At 47.2% G+C, this 20,285-nt stretch carries 17 protein-coding genes and 1 CRISPR repeat array; of the genes, 9 read left to right on the forward strand and 8 right to left on the reverse strand.

Annotated features, from left to right (window positions below):
- From cas1 to RGU72_RS11055, 4 genes are all read left to right on the forward strand, one after another.
- Nucleotides 1-930, forward strand: coding sequence for a type II CRISPR-associated endonuclease Cas1 (gene cas1, locus RGU72_RS11040; protein ID WP_322119768.1), 930 nt, complete (start codon nucleotides 1-3; stop codon nucleotides 928-930).
- Between the two features lie 6 nt (nucleotides 931-936).
- Nucleotides 937-1,263, forward strand: a complete 327-nt coding sequence (gene cas2 / locus RGU72_RS11045) for a CRISPR-associated endonuclease Cas2 (RefSeq protein WP_262835340.1) — start codon at nucleotides 937-939, stop codon at nucleotides 1,261-1,263.
- Nucleotides 1,264-1,333: 70 nt separating this feature from the next.
- Nucleotides 1,334-4,139: a CRISPR direct-repeat array (repeat unit 36 nt; unit sequence AGTTTAGCAGATTGGGATATGTGCTCTGACCGGAAC).
- A gap of 314 nt (nucleotides 4,140-4,453) precedes the next feature.
- On the forward strand, nucleotides 4,454-4,972 hold the full coding sequence (locus RGU72_RS11050; protein ID WP_322119769.1) for a GNAT family N-acetyltransferase: 519 nt from the start codon (nucleotides 4,454-4,456) through the stop codon (nucleotides 4,970-4,972).
- A 401-nt stretch (nucleotides 4,973-5,373) separates the two neighbouring features.
- A complete protein-coding gene (locus RGU72_RS11055) occupies nucleotides 5,374-6,405 on the forward strand; it encodes a Leu/Phe/Val dehydrogenase (RefSeq protein WP_322119770.1) in 1,032 nt (343 codons plus the stop codon).
- 333 nt (nucleotides 6,406-6,738) lie between these two features.
- Here RGU72_RS11055 and tnpC read toward each other — a convergent pair whose 3' ends face one another.
- The 3 genes from tnpC to tnpA form a co-directional block, all read right to left on the reverse strand.
- Nucleotides 6,739-8,307 (reverse strand): IS66 family transposase, encoded by a 1,569-nt coding sequence (tnpC, locus tag RGU72_RS11060; protein ID WP_322119771.1) that lies wholly within the window; start codon nucleotides 8,305-8,307, stop codon nucleotides 6,739-6,741.
- Between the two features lie 80 nt (nucleotides 8,308-8,387).
- Nucleotides 8,388-8,726: an IS66 family insertion sequence element accessory protein TnpB gene (gene tnpB, locus RGU72_RS11065; RefSeq protein WP_322119772.1), complete on the reverse strand. Its 339-nt coding sequence runs from the start codon at nucleotides 8,724-8,726 to the stop codon at nucleotides 8,388-8,390.
- A complete protein-coding gene (gene tnpA / locus RGU72_RS11070) occupies nucleotides 8,723-9,043 on the reverse strand; it encodes an IS66 family insertion sequence element accessory protein TnpA (RefSeq protein WP_322119773.1) in 321 nt (106 codons plus the stop codon). Before tnpA ends, tnpB begins: the two co-directional genes overlap by 4 nt.
- Nucleotides 9,044-9,435: 392 nt before the next feature.
- On the opposite strand from tnpA, the gene RGU72_RS11075 reads away from it, so the two are divergent.
- Together RGU72_RS11075 and RGU72_RS11080 are read left to right on the forward strand one after the other, a co-directional pair.
- On the forward strand, nucleotides 9,436-10,527 hold the full coding sequence (locus RGU72_RS11075; RefSeq protein ID WP_322119774.1) for an HD-GYP domain-containing protein: 1,092 nt from the start codon (nucleotides 9,436-9,438) through the stop codon (nucleotides 10,525-10,527).
- 112 nt (nucleotides 10,528-10,639) lie between these two features.
- Nucleotides 10,640-11,470, forward strand: coding sequence for a response regulator (locus RGU72_RS11080; RefSeq protein WP_322119775.1), 831 nt, complete (start codon nucleotides 10,640-10,642; stop codon nucleotides 11,468-11,470).
- Between the two features lie 9 nt (nucleotides 11,471-11,479).
- Here the strand turns inward: RGU72_RS11080 and RGU72_RS11085 are convergent, their stop codons facing one another.
- Nucleotides 11,480-11,935 carry an Lrp/AsnC family transcriptional regulator gene (locus tag RGU72_RS11085; RefSeq protein WP_322119776.1) on the reverse strand — a complete coding sequence of 152 codons (456 nt, stop codon included), beginning with the start codon at nucleotides 11,933-11,935 and terminating at the stop codon, nucleotides 11,480-11,482.
- 245 nt (nucleotides 11,936-12,180) lie between these two features.
- On the opposite strand from RGU72_RS11085, the gene RGU72_RS11090 reads away from it, so the two are divergent.
- The 3 genes from RGU72_RS11090 to RGU72_RS11100 all read left to right on the forward strand — a co-directional run bounded on the left by RGU72_RS11090 (nucleotide 12,181) and on the right by RGU72_RS11100 (nucleotide 16,201).
- Nucleotides 12,181-13,245 (forward strand): ornithine cyclodeaminase, encoded by a 1,065-nt coding sequence (locus tag RGU72_RS11090; RefSeq protein ID WP_322119777.1) that lies wholly within the window; start codon nucleotides 12,181-12,183, stop codon nucleotides 13,243-13,245.
- A gap of 126 nt (nucleotides 13,246-13,371) precedes the next feature.
- Nucleotides 13,372-14,283, forward strand: a complete 912-nt coding sequence (gene rocF, locus RGU72_RS11095) for an arginase (protein ID WP_322119778.1) — start codon at nucleotides 13,372-13,374, stop codon at nucleotides 14,281-14,283.
- A 349-nt stretch (nucleotides 14,284-14,632) separates the two neighbouring features.
- Nucleotides 14,633-16,201, forward strand: a complete 1,569-nt coding sequence (locus tag RGU72_RS11100) for a serine/threonine-protein kinase (RefSeq protein WP_322119779.1) — start codon at nucleotides 14,633-14,635, stop codon at nucleotides 16,199-16,201.
- Between the two features lie 374 nt (nucleotides 16,202-16,575).
- Here the strand turns inward: RGU72_RS11100 and RGU72_RS11105 are convergent, their stop codons facing one another.
- The 4 genes from RGU72_RS11105 to RGU72_RS11120 all read right to left on the reverse strand — a co-directional run bounded on the left by RGU72_RS11105 (nucleotide 16,576) and on the right by RGU72_RS11120 (nucleotide 19,980).
- A complete protein-coding gene (locus RGU72_RS11105; RefSeq protein WP_322119780.1) occupies nucleotides 16,576-18,021 on the reverse strand; it encodes an NAD(P)(+) transhydrogenase (Re/Si-specific) subunit beta in 1,446 nt (481 codons plus the stop codon).
- Nucleotides 18,021-18,344 (reverse strand): NAD(P) transhydrogenase subunit alpha, encoded by a 324-nt coding sequence (locus RGU72_RS11110; RefSeq protein WP_322119781.1) that lies wholly within the window; start codon nucleotides 18,342-18,344, stop codon nucleotides 18,021-18,023. Before RGU72_RS11110 ends, RGU72_RS11105 begins: the two co-directional genes overlap by 1 nt.
- A gap of 94 nt (nucleotides 18,345-18,438) precedes the next feature.
- On the reverse strand, nucleotides 18,439-18,801 hold the full coding sequence (gene panD, locus RGU72_RS11115; RefSeq protein ID WP_322119782.1) for an aspartate 1-decarboxylase: 363 nt from the start codon (nucleotides 18,799-18,801) through the stop codon (nucleotides 18,439-18,441).
- 63 nt (nucleotides 18,802-18,864) lie between these two features.
- Nucleotides 18,865-19,980 (reverse strand): Re/Si-specific NAD(P)(+) transhydrogenase subunit alpha, encoded by a 1,116-nt coding sequence (locus tag RGU72_RS11120; protein WP_322119783.1) that lies wholly within the window; start codon nucleotides 19,978-19,980, stop codon nucleotides 18,865-18,867.
- Nucleotides 19,981-20,285 lie beyond the last annotated feature (305 nt).

Consider the following 20,285-nt stretch of genomic DNA (forward strand, 5'->3'; position numbering starts at 1 on the left):
ATGATAGGCCGCATAGTAGAAATAGCTGATGACCGCCGCCATTTATTCCTATCACGCGGTTTTATGGTGGTGCAGGATACTGAAGGTCTACGCAAGGAACTAGGGCAAATACCATTAGACGATATCGCTGCGGTCATCGCTAACGCACATGGTTTGAGTTATACCAATAATTTAATCATCGCTCTAGCGGAACGCTGCGCACCTTTTGTGCTGTGCTCTGCGAATCACAATGCAGCCGGCATGCTACTACCAATCGAAGGCAATTTTCAACAGGCAAAACGTTTTGATGCGCAGCTAGCGGCATCTCAACCCACTATCAAACGCCTTTGGGCCGATATTGTTAAATCAAAACTCCAACAACAAGCGGCAGCGTTAGAGGCAGCTAACGTTGCCAGCATTCCTTTATCGTCCTTGGTACGCAAAGTACGCTCTGGTGATCCAGACAATTTTGAGGCACAAGGAGCACGACGGTATTGGAGTCTTCTATTTGGCGACGACTTTAGGCGTGATCAACAATCTGGCGGATTAAACTCGATGCTTAATTACGGCTACACCGTGTTGCGTGCGACAACAGCACGTGCTGTTGTCGCTGCAGGTCTGCATCCGACGATGGGGCTACATCATAGTAATCAAGGTAACGCAATGCGCCTAGTCGATGATTTGATGGAGCCATTTCGCCCAATGATTGATCTCAAAGTTTGGCAGTTGCATAAGCAAGGTGAGAGTTCTATCACACCGGAAAGTAAGCGCGCATTAGTTCGCACCATGTATGACGATATGCAAACAAATGTCGGTGTCACACCTGTTATTGTCTGTACGCAAAAACTTGCGACATCGTTGGCTCAAATATTTATTGGTGAAAAAGATAAACTGGATTTACCTTTACCTGGCTTACCCCTCAATTTGGCTTCAGCTCTGCAAGAAGAGTAATGCGCCATGCTTACCGGATATCGCATCATGTGGATTGTAGTGATGTTTGATTTACCTGTGATAGAAAAATCTGAACGCAAAGCAGCAAGCGAATTTCGCAACTCCTTACTCGATATGGGATTTGAAATGTCGCAATTTTCTGTATACATGCGCTTTTGTACTAGCCAAACTCAAGTAGATACGTATTGCAAACGAGTCGAGCAAAACTTACCCAGCGGCGGCAAGGTGAATATCCTACAATTTACGGACAAACAATACGAACGTATCATCACTTTTCGTGGAAAAGCGAAACAAGCCCCTAATAAATCCCCAGATCAATTCGACTTATTTTGATGAAAAATCCCGTTTTTACCACCTCAAAAAAGCATAAACCCCTGAATAATCAGGGGTTTATGGTGTTACTAGTTTAGCAGATTGGGATATGTGCTCTGACCGGAACCTTTGCGCGCAGTGGATAAAACATGGGATAGTTTAGCAGATTGGGATATGTGCTCTGACCGGAACATTAGCCAGTGACATAACTGTGGAACATAAAGTTTAGCAGATTGGGATATGTGCTCTGACCGGAACACTGGACTGGTGCTGGAGTCGTTGACCAACAGTTTAGCAGATTGGGATATGTGCTCTGACCGGAACGCAATCAACGTCGTCAATGCAGCGTCACCAAGTTTAGCAGATTGGGATATGTGCTCTGACCGGAACTAAGGTCTTCGATACTGGATACGCTCCGCGAGTTTAGCAGATTGGGATATGTGCTCTGACCGGAACCGGCAAAAGGTAAAGGTTCAAACACGAGTGAGTTTAGCAGATTGGGATATGTGCTCTGACCGGAACTAAAAGATACCACCTGATCGTATGACAACGAGTTTAGCAGATTGGGATATGTGCTCTGACCGGAACATAACTGCGGCGCGTAAAAATGTCATTGAAAGTTTAGCAGATTGGGATATGTGCTCTGACCGGAACTTAAATACCGTCACCCAGCTATTAGCGTCGAGTTTAGCAGATTGGGATATGTGCTCTGACCGGAACGCGTGGCCGTTGTTTTGGCTGCGCTTTTAGAGTTTAGCAGATTGGGATATGTGCTCTGACCGGAACGCATCCAACGGCTTGGCAATCGGCAAATTGAGTTTAGCAGATTGGGATATGTGCTCTGACCGGAACCTTGACCCGCTTAACACGTAGGGAAGTTTGAGTTTAGCAGATTGGGATATGTGCTCTGACCGGAACGGTGCATTCGCATGCGCCACTGTGTTCAAGAGTTTAGCAGATTGGGATATGTGCTCTGACCGGAACGAAAATCAATCACTTGAAAGAACGCTTTCCAGTTTAGCAGATTGGGATATGTGCTCTGACCGGAACCCGCGCAGTTCGTACTTCAAAGTCCAATCTAGTTTAGCAGATTGGGATATGTGCTCTGACCGGAACCTTGTAACGTTACATGATGATGAGATCGCAAGTTTAGCAGATTGGGATATGTGCTCTGACCGGAACTGGGCATCTGAGCGAGAAACTGAGCTGCGAGTTTAGCAGATTGGGATATGTGCTCTGACCGGAACCGGCCAGACTGAGCAGCGGCTAACTTGTCAAGTTTAGCAGATTGGGATATGTGCTCTGACCGGAACTGAGCCGGAGTAAAATCGGCCAACGAATTAAGTTTAGCAGATTGGGATATGTGCTCTGACCGGAACCCATTTTTACCGAGATGCTACACGCCGGAAAGTTTAGCAGATTGGGATATGTGCTCTGACCGGAACACGGACAAGACTTTGATTCAGAAGTCTATGAGTTTAGCAGATTGGGATATGTGCTCTGACCGGAACGAACGCATGATTTTTATGACCAATTGTGCAAGTTTAGCAGATTGGGATATGTGCTCTGACCGGAACATCGTCAACGTCGCTGCATCGCTGGGGCATAGTTTAGCAGATTGGGATATGTGCTCTGACCGGAACTAGCCAAAGGGTAACTTATTGGAGTCAAACAGTTTAGCAGATTGGGATATGTGCTCTGACCGGAACTGGCGGATGCTGTAGACGTTAATTGATCTCAGTTTAGCAGATTGGGATATGTGCTCTGACCGGAACTGCCAACATCTTCCAATCACGATGGCCTGAAGTTTAGCAGATTGGGATATGTGCTCTGACCGGAACGCTACTGTTTGCATCGAATTATGACTACTGAGTTTAGCAGATTGGGATATGTGCTCTGACCGGAACTCACTTGCGATGGATGATCTACCCTTAGTTAGTTTAGCAGATTGGGATATGTGCTCTGACCGGAACTGATGCGCGCCATCAATGCCTGCGTCAATGAGTTTAGCAGATTGGGATATGTGCTCTGACCGGAACCTAACCGAGCATCACAAAAAGTGGAATGGCAGTTTAGCAGATTGGGATATGTGCTCTGACCGGAACATTCACGTTGGCTGAAAAAAAAGGCCAGCTAGTTTAGCAGATTGGGATATGTGCTCTGACCGGAACGGCATCATCAAGCTGTATCACTTCGGCCAGAGTTTAGCAGATTGGGATATGTGCTCTGACCGGAACTGACGGCGTTTGCTGGGTCAGCCTGGTACGAGTTTAGCAGATTGGGATATGTGCTCTGACCGGAACAATACGGGCATGTGATCGGTAATGCGCAGCAGTTTAGCAGATTGGGATATGTGCTCTGACCGGAACCCAGCCGCAAGGCCTGGCGAACAACATCTGAGTTTAGCAGATTGGGATATGTGCTCTGACCGGAACCGGGACGGTTGGCATGTGGAAACGGATTTGAGTTTAGCAGATTGGGATATGTGCTCTGACCGGAACCTCATGTGTATTGTCCATTGTCGAAAACTTAGTTTAGCAGATTGGGATATGTGCTCTGACCGGAACAGCACCAGCGCATGAGATGTTGACGCGTCTAGTTTAGCAGATTGGGATATGTGCTCTGACCGGAACACGATTAAGGGCAAAGAGTACGCGGCTGACAGTTTAGCAGATTGGGATATGTGCTCTGACCGGAACAGGGAAGCCCAAGCGTATTTGTGCGGCGTAAGTTTAGCAGATTGGGATATGTGCTCTGACCGGAACAGTAGTACGGCACATCGACACTGTTACCTAAGTTTAGCAGATTGGGATATGTGCTCTGACCGGAACCTGATGCTGCTAATGCAAGCTCTATTTTGGAGTTTAGCAGATTGGGATATGTGCTCTGATCTGATCGCTACCGAACCTAAAACCCGTTTTTAATATTTGACGGGCCTCCAAACTTATCTAGCGAAATCCGCCATACGATGTTGATTAGCTACCAGAGAATAGAAGCTGACCTAAGAGATTATTCCATTGTTGCAAATTTCATTGATAGAATATAAATTAGTCTCTAAAACTGTCTTATCAATTTGCTTCTCTTTTTAAGAATAAGCGATTTGATGTGTGTTCCATCTGGTTTTTCAGACAAAATGCGACCCTGACTTTTTTGGGTCGATTTACATTCAAACCAATCACCGCAGTATTTTAGCCTTCAAACATCAGACCCAATGCGAACATCACGTCTACTCTTACGGCGCCCAGATGCAGACGATGCCGAAAATCTCTTTGCTATTTATGGCGATCCACGAACGAATGCTTACAACCCGCACGGACCATATCCAAATCTTGACCGGGCTAAAACCGTATTAGCCACATGGATCACACATTGGGAGCAACATGGGTTCGGCCAGTGGGCAATCTCAAGCGCTGATCAGCCTGAAAAAATTATTGGCTATGGTGGCTTAGCTTTAAAGATGTATGGAGATAAAGATACCTTAAACCTTGGCTATAGATTCGGGGTAGATTCTTGGGGCAACGGGTATGCAACCGAGTTTGCGACTGAAACTTTACGATACGCATTTGCAGATTTAAATGCTCCAGATGTTTCTGCCTTAGTCCGGCCACTCAACACGCCGTCCATACGCGTACTGGAGAAAATCGGGATGAACAAAATTGGTATTCTGGAGGACGAGCCAAGCGTACCAAGAGGTCGCTATTCCTTGCTGTACCATGCCGAACACAGTTAATGTCAGTCAGCACTGATGGCAACACATGGTTCAGTTAGGCTCGTCTGCTGTATATAATCGACCTGCGATCCTTAGCAGATGACACATGACACAAGATAATATGGCTGCGGCTTTTGTGATCCTGACCGACATCGATGGAATATGCTTTTTATGGATTTGAGCAAGATTCCTAAATAGCCGCCCGTCAGCAATTTGAGTTTACACCCCCTATCCCCTATACTTCCACCCGCGTGACACAATCACTGCCTTTTGTTGTCGGCAGCACCACATAGCCGCCGATGACATGCTGTATTTTTGCCCTTATTTTGTACTTATTTTTTATTCCTTAATCACCATTTTTGCGGCACGCCATCCCCATTCTTATCGGAATGAGCGATGCATAACCGCGCGGAGCCATAAGCATGACCGCTTTTGTATTTAACGAACTCAACTTTGATGACCACGAACAAGTGGTTTTTGCATCTGAACCCAAATCTGGCCTGCGCGCCATTATCGCGGTTCACAACACGAATTTAGGCCCTGCGATGGGCGGTTGCCGTATGTGGAACTACGACAACGAAGCCGCGGCCATTAATGACGTATTGCGTCTGTCACGCGGCATGACGTATAAAAACGCGGTTGCTGGCTTGCCTATCGGCGGCGGCAAAAGCGTCATCATCGGCAATCCAAAAGCAGACAAAACCCCTGCCCTGTTTGAAGCCTTGGGCGAAGCCCTTGAGCGCCTTGGCGGCCGCTATGTCACAGCAGAAGATGTGGGCACTAGCCCAGCCGATATGGCAAACGTCGCTAAAAAAACCAAGTTCGTTGCAGGCTTGGGTGACCGTGGCGATCCGTCACCATTTACTGCTCTGGGCTGTTTCGTCGGTGCGCAAGCTGCCGTCAAACATCAACTGAAACGCGACAGCATGGAAGGCCTGGTCGTCGCTTTGCAAGGTCTGGGTCATGTCGGTTACGACTACGCCCGTCGCCTGCATGAAGCTGGCGCTAAACTGATCGTGGCAGATATCGATCAGGCGGCATTGCATCGCGCTCAGGAAGAATTAGGCGCAGAAATCGTCGGCATCGACGCGATCTACGATGTGCAGGCCGATATCTACGCCCCTTGCGCATTGGGTGCGACTTTAAATCCAGACACGCTGTCACGCCTGAAAGCAACGATCGTTGCTGGCGCTGCCAACAACCAGTTAGCCACCGCCGACATGGGCGAAGCTTGCCGTCAAAAAGGGATTTTGTACGCACCTGATTTCGTCATCAATGCTGGTGGCATCATCAAGGTCTGCTACGAATATCTGAACACACCAGAAGACGGTATGGATGCTCATGTACGTCGTATTGGCGATACCTTGGCAGAAGTATTTGCCCGCGCCGATGCAGAAGGTTTGGCGACTAGCGTGGTAGCAGACCGGATTGCTGAAGCGAAATTTAAGAGATAGTTTTTTTAATTATTGAAATAATAAAAAGCCGTATCACGCATTGCCTGATACGGTTTTTTTACGTCTGACAAGTCTGACAAATCTAACAAATCTAACAATCGCATGTTACGTCCATGCGCTCTTCCGGTGCAGCGATAACAAGCAATACCAATACCAGCTTACAAACCCTGCACCGTCAACGCCTCGATCTCTGTATCACCGTCATCGACCAGCCGCATCCACCCATCAAACTTACCTAGCCCTAGCGAACGCGCCATTGGCAGCAATAAACTCTGTCTGATGCCACTCTAAAACAACTGACTCTGTATGCGTCCGACAGTCCCACCTAGACGATCAGCAAACAACCGATTTTGCCCGCAGCGGCAACAATTCATCAATACGATTATTTTTACAGGTAGGGAGTTTTTCCAAAGTTTCTTTAAGCCAGGCAAGCGGTTCGATGTTATTCGCTTTGGCGGTGGCGAGTAGACTTTGAATGGCAGCAGCCCGTTTGCCAGCGCGTTCTGATCCGGCAAACAGCCAGTTCTTCTTGCCGATGGCAATAGGACGGATGGCATTCTCGATCGGATTATTATCAATCGGTAGATTGCCACTGGCGGCATAGCGCATAATCGCCGGCCAGCGCTTGAAGCTGTAATCGATGGCTTTGGCCAGACTGCTGCCATCCGCCGTCTTTTGACGCGTCAGCAGTAACCACGCATGCATCGCTTCCAATCTCGGCAAGGCTTGTTCTTGGCGGTACCGTGCGCGTTGTTCAATCGAGTAATCTTTGGCCGCGCTCTCAATGTGATACAGCTCGGCTATTCGGCCCAGCGCTTCGGCGGCCGTTGGGTGTTGATTGGCCGCATGCAAATCAAAGAATTTACGTCGCGCATGCGCCAGGCAAGCGAGCTCAGTGATGCCCTGACCAAACATGGCTTTATAGCCCGCGTAGTCATCGACCATCAGGTGTCCTTGCCAATCGGCGAGGAAAGTGCGCGCATGGCTGCCACTGCGCCCAAGCTGAAACTCAAACACGATGATCGGCGGACCTTCGTCGAGACTATTACTTCGATACGCCCACAAGTAAGCGCGTTTGGTTTTACCTTTGCCGGGATCTAATTGTTGCACCGGTGTTTCGTCGGCATGCAGGACGCTGCGTTCTTTGAGTAATTCGGTCAATCGATCTACCAGCGGTTGCAAAGCGACCCCGATACGTCCGATCCATTCAGCCAGCGTCGATCGAGAAATCCCCGCACCATGACGGGCGCTGATTTGTTCGATACGATACAGCGGCAAATGATCTAAGTATTTTTGGATAACGACCCACGCATGCAAACCGGGCGCGGCTAGCCCGCCGTCGATGATGGCCGGAGGAATGGCGGCTGCGGTAACCGTTTCGCAAGCGCGGCAGGCGTATTGCGGACGGATATGGCGATGCACAAAGAAACGCGCTGGTTCGACATCGAGTTGTTCACTGATATCTTCACTGATCTGCACCAGCACATTGCCACATTGACCGCAGTTGCACGATTCTGGTTCGTGCCGATGTTCGATGCGTGGCAATTCTGCCGGCAGTGGCTTGCGCCCGGTTGGTTTCGTTTTTACGCGGGGTGCAGAGGAGAGTTGCTCCAGTTCGGCCTGCATGGCATTAAGATCGGTTTCTTGTGTCTCATCGAATAAATCCCGTTGCTGTGCAGTGAAGGCTTCGGAGGTGCTGCAAAATTTGATCCGCTTGTGGTACGCCAGCTCTAACGTGAGAGCGGCAATTTTAGTGACTTTACGGTGTATTTCTGCATCGTGTTGGGCGATTTTACTAGCATCCTTGTGCGCTTGTTCTGCCCAGGCGGCAACCTGTATCGCCAACTGTTCTGGTGACGTGGTGTGCGGATTAAACTGAGCGAGTGCGGTAGCGAGATCCATGCTGGAAGTTTACATAGACTCGCCCATGTTTACAACCAAAAAGAATGGTGTTTCGCTATTTTTTTGAACGTATTAAAGATTCACACTTGCCAGTGCGTTGGTGCCTGTGCCGTCAGGCGATGCCAGTCGACACCTTTGATGAGCCAATCCCATTGTGCTTGCGTAATCACCCAGCATCGATCATCGTTGCTGGGCCAAACAAACGCACCACGGTGTAATCGGCGCTGACAGCACCACACGCCAGTGCCATCCCAGATTAACAGTTTTAATCGTGTTTTAGGACGATTGCAAAATGCATAGGCGGTGCCATCGCATGGCGTGGTACCTAAACTAGTTTGTATCCATTGCGATAAACTCTCTAGGCCACGGCGCATATCGACTGGTTCAATCACGCAACAAATTTGACCTGGTGCGATCATGCTAATTCATTGAATAATCGAGCTAGCCAGGTAATCTGCACATCCGCAGGTAGCACAAGCTGCCATCCAGATCCATGTTGCAAGACGATCGGCAGAGTCGATGCTGCTGGCGTGCTGGGTTGAATTACAATCGGAACAGTGATCAGGGGTGCTGTTGCTGGTAACTCCTTTCGGCCACGCATAATCCAGCCGTTGAATGTGGTGGCATTTAATTTGCGCTCACGACAATACGCTGCTTGCGTCAGCCCTGATGCGCGCCAGGTACTAACATGTTGCAGCCAATCTGCGCGGATTAGGATGGATTTGATTCTTGACATACTTTGCTCTCCAAAATGATCCAGTCTGGACAGTGCATGAAATTATTTGCTGTTCATAGATGGTAGCGTTGGACGCTTACCTGACTCTTTTAAAAGCAATGGCGTTCAGCATGTTTTCTGCTACGATAATTAACAAAGGCGTTAGTGAGTAATCAGAATATAGCGACCAATGTTGATTAGCTTGTCACTCAAGTATGAGTAATGTTGCGTACGTCTCAAAATTAATATCGATGAAGACGCTAACATCTTCGATTTTTGCAAACATTTTTATGTGTTAAAAAAATCACTTTAGCTCAAGTAAAGCTAACTCGCTTGATCAATATCAATTTGACTGAGGTAAGTCCATATCTTCAAGACGTATCGCCGTTTCCGACATTGTTATAGGCCAACCGTTGCAATGGGACGTTTATGGTGGAGATGGTAGCTTATTACTTCGCAAGGGATTTGTAGTTTCTAATGTGAATCAGGTCTCGGCACTGATCGAGCGCGGCTTGTTTGCAGATGTGGAAAAATCTGATAAAGCGATACGTGATAAGAGGCAAGCAGAAAAACAAATAGAACTGCCCTCCGTCGTGCGGATGATTAATACATCTCGCACCGAACTACGCAGAATTTCTTACAACATAGCCAGCGAACCCAACGCACAAGAGCAATTTCTCGCGCTAGGAAAACAGGTCGCAACGGCTGTATCAATGAATCAAGAAGTGGCTCTCGGCTGTATCTTACTTAATCAAGACGATACCTATGCGACTAGGCATTGCGTTGATACAGCCGTAGTGGCTATCCTTGTTGCCCGAGCATTAAAAAAACCACCTGAAGAAATAATTAGGCTCACCGCGGCGGCATTAACTATGAACCTCAGCATGCTCAGACAGCAAGAAAAACTACAAGGAAAGAATGAGAGCCTGACACCTGAAGAACAAGATTTTATCCAACAACATCCCGAAGCTACGGTAAGACAATTGCGCAGCGCGGGCATTAATGACGAGGACTGGCTCTACTGGATTTTATATCATCATGAAAATGAAGATGGCAGTGGCTATCCTGGGAAAAAATCGGCCAATGATATTCCCCTTAATGCAAAAATCATTTCGATCGCTGATAGATATGGTGCCAGGGTATTTTCCCGCAGCTATCGCAAATCTTTACTACCAAATGCTGCTTTGCGCGATATTCTGATAGAAGGTAAAGGCAAAATTGATATAGCGCTAGTAACGGCTTTCATACGTGAGCTTGGTACCTATCCAATTGGCACTTTCGTGCGATTGGAAAATGGAGAAATCGGAGTAGTTACTGGCCGAGGGAGTAGCACAACAACGCCTTATGTGCATGCATTAATTGGGCCTCGCGGTGCTCCCCTATCCGTTCCTGGGAGGCGGGACACTCAACATAGTTTGCAATCGATCAGAGAAGTGCTACACCGTGACCAGGTTCCGATTCGATTTACTATGCGCCATCTATGGGGCGATATTGCAAGTATGTAATTTTTGGAAAACTACTCAGATAACGCGTTTGCTATATGCTGACCACGCCAATTAATATCACCACTGCCATGTCAAATATGATGTGCGCTTAACTTTATTGCGATCATCTGCTATGAACGATTATTCCTGCACCACTGAAAACTCAAGCGACACCTACCGCTTAGACGATACAAATATAGAAGCTCACAGTAGTCTGATTTACGTGTTTGGTGCTGATAAAGAGGCCTCTCAGCAATTAACACTATCCTTAGCTATTTATAACCACGAGGTCATTGACTTTAGCGACTTGGACGAATTACGCGCGGCGGTGCTCATTCGTACTCCACATGCTTTAGTACTCGATATTGATTCGAACAAAGGACAGGAATCCAAGCTAGCTTTTGCAAACTCTGCTCTGACCTCATTCCCTGTAATCTACATCTCCGGCAAAGATAACTTTACCGAGCGTCTCGCAGCCGTCAGAGAAGGCGCTGTTGGATACTTCATCAAACCTCTGGATATTGAGGCATTGAGTACAAGATTAGACGAAAAAATTGCAAAAAATGAGGTTATGGCATATCGGATTCTTGTCGTTGATGATGATGAAATCCTAGCTGAATACTACGAAGCCGTATTGAGCAGTGCTGGGATGCACGTGAAGTCAATTTATGATCCATCGTCAATACTCGATGCAATCAAAAAGTTCAAACCTGAGTTGATTATCACAGATCTGAACATGCCAACGTGTACAGGCATAGAGATGTCAAAAATCATCCGTCAGAACAATCGTTTTGTAGACATACCAATTGTATTTCTATCCTCAGAAACCGAGCGTGAGAAGCAAATAAGTGCTATTGCGACCGGTGCCGATGATTTTTTAAACAAACCAATTAATCCTGAAGATCTGATTTCCGCGGTAGCCAACCGCGCAGAGCGCTATCGAAGCCTACGAAATAGGCATTAAGAAATTGCCTTAAGCAATCGGCAAGCTACTGACTGGCTTAATCTCTTCCATACAAATCATGGAGCGCAAAGATGCAACGCCCGGTACTTGCATCAATCTGTCGGTTAAAAACTGCGACAGGCTTTTCAGGTCTGGGGCGACGACTTTCAAAATGTAATCAAAATCGCCCGTAATCGTATGGCATTCAATAATGTCAGGGAAGGCCATGATATTGCGCTCGACCTCACGCACATTGCGAAACTGCTCCCTGTCCAGCGACAAACTCACAAACGCGATCACACCCAAACCGATTGCCTCAGCAGAAACCTGGGCGACATAACCGCGAATCACGCGTTTTTCCTCTAATGCCCGTACCCGTCGCAGGGTCTGCGGGGCGGATAAATGGATGTTCTCTGCCAACTGCAAATTGCTCATCCGGCCATCGTCCTGCAGATGTTTCAAAATACTGCGATCATAGTTATCCACGCCATCTCCTAAAATTTAAATATTTTATGTATTTAGTATATTACGAAATATAAATGCCGAATTGAGACTTAATAGAAATTATATTTCATTAATAGCGTTTTATTTATCGCATTTAGAAATCTAATTTCCAGCCGAAACCGCTACAATTTATAGCAGAACAAAAGCAATATCGGCGCCATTGGCGGCAAACATTTCAGCAATATTCAATACCAATTAGCAAGACCAAAAAATCAACGGAGATCACCATGGTTACCTTCATCGGTACACAGGAAATGCAAACCCATTTGAAAAAAGTCAGTGTAGAAGACGCGATTGCGCGTTTAGCTGACATGATCAAGGAGGACTATTTACGCTGGAGCCAGTTTGACAAATGCGCCCGCGTCGCCAGCCACTCAGATGTAGGCGTTATTGAATTAATGCCGATTTCCGACGGCAAGCAATATTCATTTAAATACGTGAATGGTCATCCAAAAAATACTCAAGAGGGTTTGCTAACAGTTACCGCTTTTGGTTTGCTAGCCGATGTCGATACTGGTTATCCTAAGTTGTTGTCCGAATTAACATTGACTACCGCGATCCGTACAGCGGCGACCTCGGTATTAGCAGCCAAATACATGGCGCGCCCAGTCAGCCGCAGCATGGCCTTGATCGGTAATGGCGCACAAAGCGAATTCCAAGCGATCGCTTTCCATTGCATCTTGGGCATACAGGAATTGCGTGTCTACGACGTAGACCCGGCAGCGACTGACAAACTCATCAACAATCTGCGCGCCTATCCTAATTTGCGTATCATTCGGGCTGCATCGACAGCAGAAGCAGTCAAAGGCGCAGACATCATTACTACCGTGACCGCAGACAAAACCAATGCATTGATTTTACTGCCGGAAATGATCAGCGAAGGCACTCACATTAATGCCGTTGGCGGCGATTGCCCGGGCAAGACTGAATTACATGGTGATATTTTGAAAAACGCCAACGTCGTCGTGGAGTACGAACCTCAATCCCGCATCGAAGGTGAGCTGCAACAAATGCCAGCTGATTTCGCGGTAACCGAGTTGTGGCAGATTCTGGAAGGCCAGATTGCTGGTCGCCATAATGAAAAGCAAGTGACTGTATTTGACTCTGTCGGTTTTGCGTTAGAAGATTTTTCTGCCATGCGTTACCTAGAAAAATATGTGGTGCAAAAGGACACGCGGATTTTGGATTTAATCCCAGAACTGCTGAACCCAAAAGACTTGTTCGGGATGGCTGTGACACCAGTTGCACAACAGCGCGCCATGGCAGAAAATGTCGTGTCGATCAGTGCCTAAGTTAGTGCTTAAGTCAGTGCCTGATATCAGTCATTACCGCTGATCAGGTCTTGCTGAAGTACATGGCAGATGCACTAAATACGATTCACTAATTTATATTAAATCAAACCACTCAAACTCAAACGAATGAAAACTATTTCCTTAATTGGTGCTCCGACAGATGTCGGAGCAAGCGTCAAAGGTGCTGGCATGGGGCCAGACGCGCTGCGCGTTGCAGGCTTGGTAGAAGCGTTGGAGGCGCGCCAATTAAAGGTAATTGATCACGGCAATTTGCATGGGCCAGCCAATCCCTGGCAGGCACCAGTCAACGGATTACGTCATTTGAAAGAAGCGATTGACTGGAATCAGGCAGTCTATGACGCAGTCAGCCAAGCATTGACTGATGGTCAGATGCCCATGATGTTGGGCGGTGATCATTGCCTTGCCATCGGCTCCATCAGTGCGATTGCCAATCATTGCAAAAAGAATGGAAAAAAATTACGGGTATTGTGGTTTGATGCCCATGCCGACAGCAATCTCTCTACCATCAGCCCAACAGGAAATATCCACGGCATGCCAGTCGCATGCCTGATGGGGCATGGCCCAGAATCGCTGACGCACTATGCAGATCACTCACCAGCAATGAGTCCTGACGAAATCCGCTTAATCGGTATCCGTAGCGTTGATGCAGGTGAGAAAAAATTCATTCACGAGATGGGCATGCAAGTGTTTGACATGCGCTATATCGATGAGCATGGCATGCGCAGCGTGATGAAAAGTGCGCTGGAAGGATTGGATGACAACACGCATTTGCACGTCAGTTTCGACATGGATTGCTTAGATCCAGATATCGCCCCAGGCGTAGGAACAGCCGTATTAGGCGGCCCGACTTACCGCGAAGCCCAGCTCTGTATGGAAATGATCGCAGACAGCGGTCGCCTCGCGTCACTCGATTTAGTAGAACTCAATCCGGCACTCGATATCCGCAATCAAACTGCAGTTCTGGCGGTAGATTTGATTGAGAGTTTGTTTGGCAAATCGACTTTAGTACGAATGTAGTCTGTGTGTAATTAGCTAAGTAAAACCTTGAGATTAGCGGTGAAGTCCTAAAATTAATAGAAAACCTTTATAAAGAAGCAAAATACAGAAGCCACACAAAACATCGTGTGGCTTCTGTATTTTATAAACGAACGCAAGTAGATTTTGGGCTTGTGCAAAATTGTCGCGGCAAAGCGTAACCACGACCATAGTAATTTACTACCTTAATATCTCAGTTTCTAAGATACGACGCTGCAACGCAGCTGGGTCGGTTTTGCGTAAGTCCTGAGAATTATTATTTGCGCCACAGAAACACTGCATAAATCGTCTGGCGTGTAGAAACAAAGATGTTTTGGCGTTATGCTTCGTCATGACCGACGATATCCCCGCCCTACCCCTGACAAATCCGACCTTTGTGCCCAACCGACCTATAGGACGTTATGTATATATTAATGAGATAGGACGAGGCTCGGTTACCGTTACCGCACTGTTTCATGACCCGCTGATAGAGCGTCAAGTTGTGATCAAAACTCTTCATTCGCATTTGTCTGACGATCAACGACAATTATTCGAAAAACAGTGGATTCAAGAAGCAGGCCGATTAAATCACCCAAATATCGTAACAGTCTATGATGCTGACAAATCGAATGATGTCCTCTATTTCGTGATGGAATATTTAGAGGGCAATGCATTAAGCGATTTATTCAATAGCGGGCATCAATTTACCTACAAACAAATCGCGGAACTAATCGCGCGCGTTGCAACTGCCTTGGATTATGCACATGAGCAAGATGTTATACATCGAGGCATCAAGCCAGCCAGTATTTTTATCACTGAGAATTTAATACCAAAATTAATTGATTTTGGGATGTCTAATTCTCCGGATCAGTCATCACAAACTGGCATCAGCGAAGAACTGCCTAAGCATCAGGATAGTGATCTTAATAGTGACATCAGTTACGCCAATAGCGTTATTAATGCCGACACTCGCAACACCAACAATACCAATAATGCCTTTAATATCAGCGGTGATCTAAGTGACAATACTGCTGAACAGTTAAGCAATGACTTGGTAAGCGTCGAGACTCATCCGTCGAGCCCGCAATTTGCGGCAATCAATTATCAGTCGCCAGAACAAATTAAAGGCAAGGCAGTTGATGCGCGAACCGATATTTTTTCATTGGGTGTGGTGCTATACCAGTTACTTTGTGGCGAGCTACCATTTAAAGGTGAAGATAACAAGCAATTGCGAAAAGCAATTACGCGTTCCCCGGCTATTCCGCCCCAAGAGATTCGCTCGGATGTACCGCTCCGGCTGGCTCGTATTGCTGCTAGAGCACTGGCTAAAAAACCGGCTGATCGCTATGCGCGGGCGTCAGATTTGGCAGGTGATTTAAATCGGTATTTATATCGAGAAAAAGCCAAGCGCATAATCGCAGAACAACATAACACAACGCTTGGCACAACATTTACCGTGGTGAATAATGCGGATCAGGAAAGACAAAAAAATAAAAAAAAGCGCAGTACTATTCAACTACTCGTCGTTACCACCGTTGTCTTAATCGCTGGTATTACCAGCTTGGTGATGATCGTCCCTGTACCACCCAGATCAGCAACACTTGAAAAAAATGACGGAAATAATTCTAAACTAGCTGTCCAAACGGCACCCTCGAGACCGGTTGCGCTGAGTGAATCGGTAAATCGTGATACCGAGGAAATCATTAATATGCCATCGACAACGCAAAAGATAAAGCGGTTACCAGACAATAAAAAATCAGACTCTGCAGCAAGTAAAGTCCCACCAAAAATCAAAATATCAAGCAAGACGGCAAGTGCCGCCGCCGTTCCTGCTGCTGTTCCTGCTGCTGTTCCTGCTGCTGTTCCTGCTGCTGTTCCTGATGTTGTTCCTACAGTCTTGTCGCCAACAGAAAAGCGCTAGTTTGTACTAAAAAATATCTTCCTCTTAATTTTGAAAACAATTCAAATTGATGCGGTGATTTGAACCCAGATTTTCCATTGGAACAGCGACAAGTGTGCCTTTGGCGAACTGACTGGCTAGACGCGACGACGACGCAAGCTGCATCTTGCTAGGAGGAGCAACAACGCCAGGCAGTTCGCCAAAGGTGCAATTGTCGCTGTAGCGCTCGCACTCAAATCGCGGTCGTGCTATCTCGCTGAACACCGCATGTCCTCTGCGTTTTTTGCGAAGTAGTAGCGGTCTAATGGAAAATCTGGGTTTAATAGATGCAAACAAAAAGCCACATCAATCATTATGTGGCTTTTTGTATTATCGATTGCATCGATTCAATCTAATTACTCGATTGCCTTGACCATATCTTCAATCACTTTCTTCGCATCGCCAAACACCATCATCGTCTTATCCATGTAAAACAATTCATTGTCCAGACCGGCATAACCCGATGCCATTGAACGCTTATTCACGATGACTGTTTTAGCTTTATAGGCTTCCAGAATTGGCATTCCGGCGATCGGTGATTTAGGGTCTTTGGCCGCTGGATTAACAACGTCATTTGCCCCTAAGACCAATACCACATCGGCCTGACTGAATTCATTATTGATGTCTTCCATCTCAAACACTTGGTCATAAGGCACTTCGGCTTCTGCCAGTAATACGTTCATATGTCCTGGCATACGACCAGCTACAGGATGAATCGCGTATTTGACAGAAATACCTTTATGCGTGAGCTTCTCGGTCAGCTCTTTTAATGAATGCTGAGCACGGGCAACTGCTAAACCATAACCTGGCACAATGATCACTGTCTCTGCATTACCTAGCAGAAAAGCGACGTCATCAGCAGAGCCGGATTTCACATTACGTTGCGCCTGGCCGCCAACCGCAGCCTCGGTCGGTGCACCACCAAAGCCGCCTAACAGCACATTGAAGAAAGAGCGGTTCATCGCTTTACACATAATGTAAGACAAGATCGCACCGGAAGATCCGACCAGCGAACCAGCAATAATCAGCATCGAGTTATTGAGTGAAAAACCAATACCCGCCGCTGCCCAGCCAGAATAGCTATTCAGCATAGACACCACAACTGGCATGTCCGCGCCACCGATAGGGATGATGATCAACACACCCAAAATAAAAGCAATCGCTGTCATCAAAACAAAGGGAATCCAAGCAGGCGCAGTGCCCGGTGCGAAGCAAAAAATCAAACCTAGACCGACCATAAAAATTGCCAGTATCAGGTTTAGAAAGTGTTGCCCCTGAAAGCTGACAGGTGCGCCTTGAAACAGACGGAATTTATATTTACCAGACAATTTACCAAACGCAATCACAGAACCCGAGAAGGTAATTGCACCGACAAAAGTACCGATAAATAATTCCAGACGATTACCGAAAGGGATCGCATCATAGCGTGCCGTGATATTAAAAATCCAGGGCTCGGCAACTACAGATACGGCAATACACACTGCTGCAAGACCGATCAATGAATGCATCGCTGCTACCAGCTCTGGCATCTTGGTCATCTCTACTCGCTTAGCCAGCGTGGCGCCAATACCGCCGCCGACGACGACACCGAATATCACCAATCCATAGCCAAGACCCGAGCCAGCGGCTTCATTTTTCAGCTTTACGATCAAAGCAATCGTCGTCACTACCGCGATTGCCATACCAATCATGCCGAAGCTGTTACCGCGTCTTGCAGTCGATGGATGCGACAAACCTTTAAGCGCCTGAATAAAGCATACCGAGGCGATCAGGTACAACATCGTGACCAGATTCATACTCATTATTTGTGCTCCTTAGCTGCATCAGGAGTCACTTTAGGCTCTTTTTTCTTGAACATTTCCAGCATGCGCTGGGTAACTAAAAATCCACCAAACACATTGACCGCGGCAAGGGCAACCGCGACCGTGCCCATGACCTGGGCTAATAGACCTTCCGTCAAACCTGCTGCCAACATGGCACCGACGATGATAATGGCTGAGATTGCATTCGTGACTGCCATCAAAGGCGTATGCAAAGCAGGCGTAACTGTCCAGACCACGTGGTAACCGACATAAATTGCCAGTACAAAAATGATCAGGTTGGTAAGGGTGTGACTAACTTCCATGATGTCCTCTCTTCTTTATTTAGGGTGAGACATGCAAAGCAAACTGTCGAAAAAAACTTGATATGGTTAATACCGTCTTATTTAAATAACTTTCTTAATACGCCTTAAGACTGGTAATTTGATTCTTCCCGTCGACAAAAATCACTTTCGGTTTAAAGCTACTGGATTCCTCGTCCGTCATCGGTGCATAGGTACAGATAATCATCAAGTCGCCCAGTTGTACCCGACGCGCTGCTGCGCCATTCAAGGAGATTTCGCCGCTACCACGTTTGCCTTTAATCACATATGTGGAGAACCGTTCACCATTGTTGACGTTGTAGAGTTCTATCTGTTCGTGCTCTTTGATATCAGCAGCGTCGAGCAGATTTTCATCGATGCCACACGAACCTTCGTAGTGGAGATCGCACTGGGTCACAGATGCGCGATGAATTTTGGCGCGGAGCATGTTTCTTTGCATTGTCATTCTTCTTTCAATTACATTGACTAAAAATCCTGGCTACTAGCTCAGGATTATTTATCCTTATTTCCTTAAAACTTCACCGCCAGCGCACATCAGCGTAGCGACCACAATCTCGTCTTCTTTATTAATCGCTAAAGCAGCGTCTTTATCGATAATCAATTTCAGAAAATCCAATACGTTGCGCGCATACAAAGCAGACGCATCAGCAGCCACCAACGTTGCCAGATTCGGCTCGCCAATAATATGCACGCCGTATTTCGTCACTGTCTTATTTAATTCTGATAAAGGACAATTGCCGCCCTGCTCTACTGCCATATCCACAATCACTGAACCAGGCTTCATCGCCTTGACAGTTTCTTCTGAAATCAGCGTCGGTGCTTTACGTCCTGGGATCAGTGCCGTGGTGATGATGATGTCCGCTTGTTTGGCGCGTTCGTGCACCAGAGCCGCCTGTCGCTCCATCCAAGACGCTGGCATAGGACGAGCATAGCCGCCAACACCTTTGGCGATTTCTCGCTCTTCATCGGTCTCGTATGGGACGTCGATAAACTTAGCGCCCAGCGATTCGACTTGCTCTTTCACTGGCGGACGTACATCCGACGCTTCAATCACAGCGCCCAAACGCTTGGCTGTTGCAATCGCTTGCAAACCGGCTACGCCCACGCCCATGATCAAAACCCGGGCAGCTTTGACCGTGCCTGCAGCGGTCATTAACATCGGCATAAAGCGCTGATATGTATTTGCCGCCAGCATTACTGCTTTATAGCCGGCAATATTTGCCTGGGATGACAATACGTCCAGAGACTGCGCACGGGTGATACGTGGTGCAGCTTCGAGCGCGAATGCGGAAATACCATGCGCTGCCATGGCGGCAATGTTCTCTGCATCAAATGGATTGAGCATGCCAACTAGCGTCGTGCCCGATTTGATCAATGCACGCTCATCTGCATCTGGTGCTCTGACTTTTAACACCAGCTCTGCACCAAATGTCTCAGACGCAGTGCCGATTTGCGCACCTGCTGCCTGATACGCCTCATCAGTAATACTGGCGGCGATACCGGCGCCAGATTGCACGATGACCTGATGTTTTGCAGCTACATATTTTTTGATGGTCTCTGGGGTCGCCGCTACACGCGTCTCACCCGGCCGTGATTCGGCGGGGATGCCGATTCTCATAGGTTACTCCTTGATTTGCTTGTTTTAAATTCTGACCGGGCACACGCTGATGAAACGATGGCGCCAATTTGCTACTTAAGAAAACTCCTCAAGAAAGCTGGAAGCATCGTCAGCGCCGTCACCCGAATTTAGTATTCTTTCGTATTCGACAACGATCTTACACGCAAAATGTTGTGTGGCATTACCGTTCTTTTTTTGTCTTTTCGCTAAAAATGCTGCTTGTGGCTGCACCATTGCCGTGCAAATTGCGTCCGATACACTAGCATGAAAAACCACGCGCTATAAGCCTTTGCGGGAGAATCGCA

It is taken from the genome of Undibacterium sp. 5I1 (assembly GCF_034314085.1).
GTDB lineage: Bacteria > Pseudomonadota > Gammaproteobacteria > Burkholderiales > Burkholderiaceae_D > Undibacterium.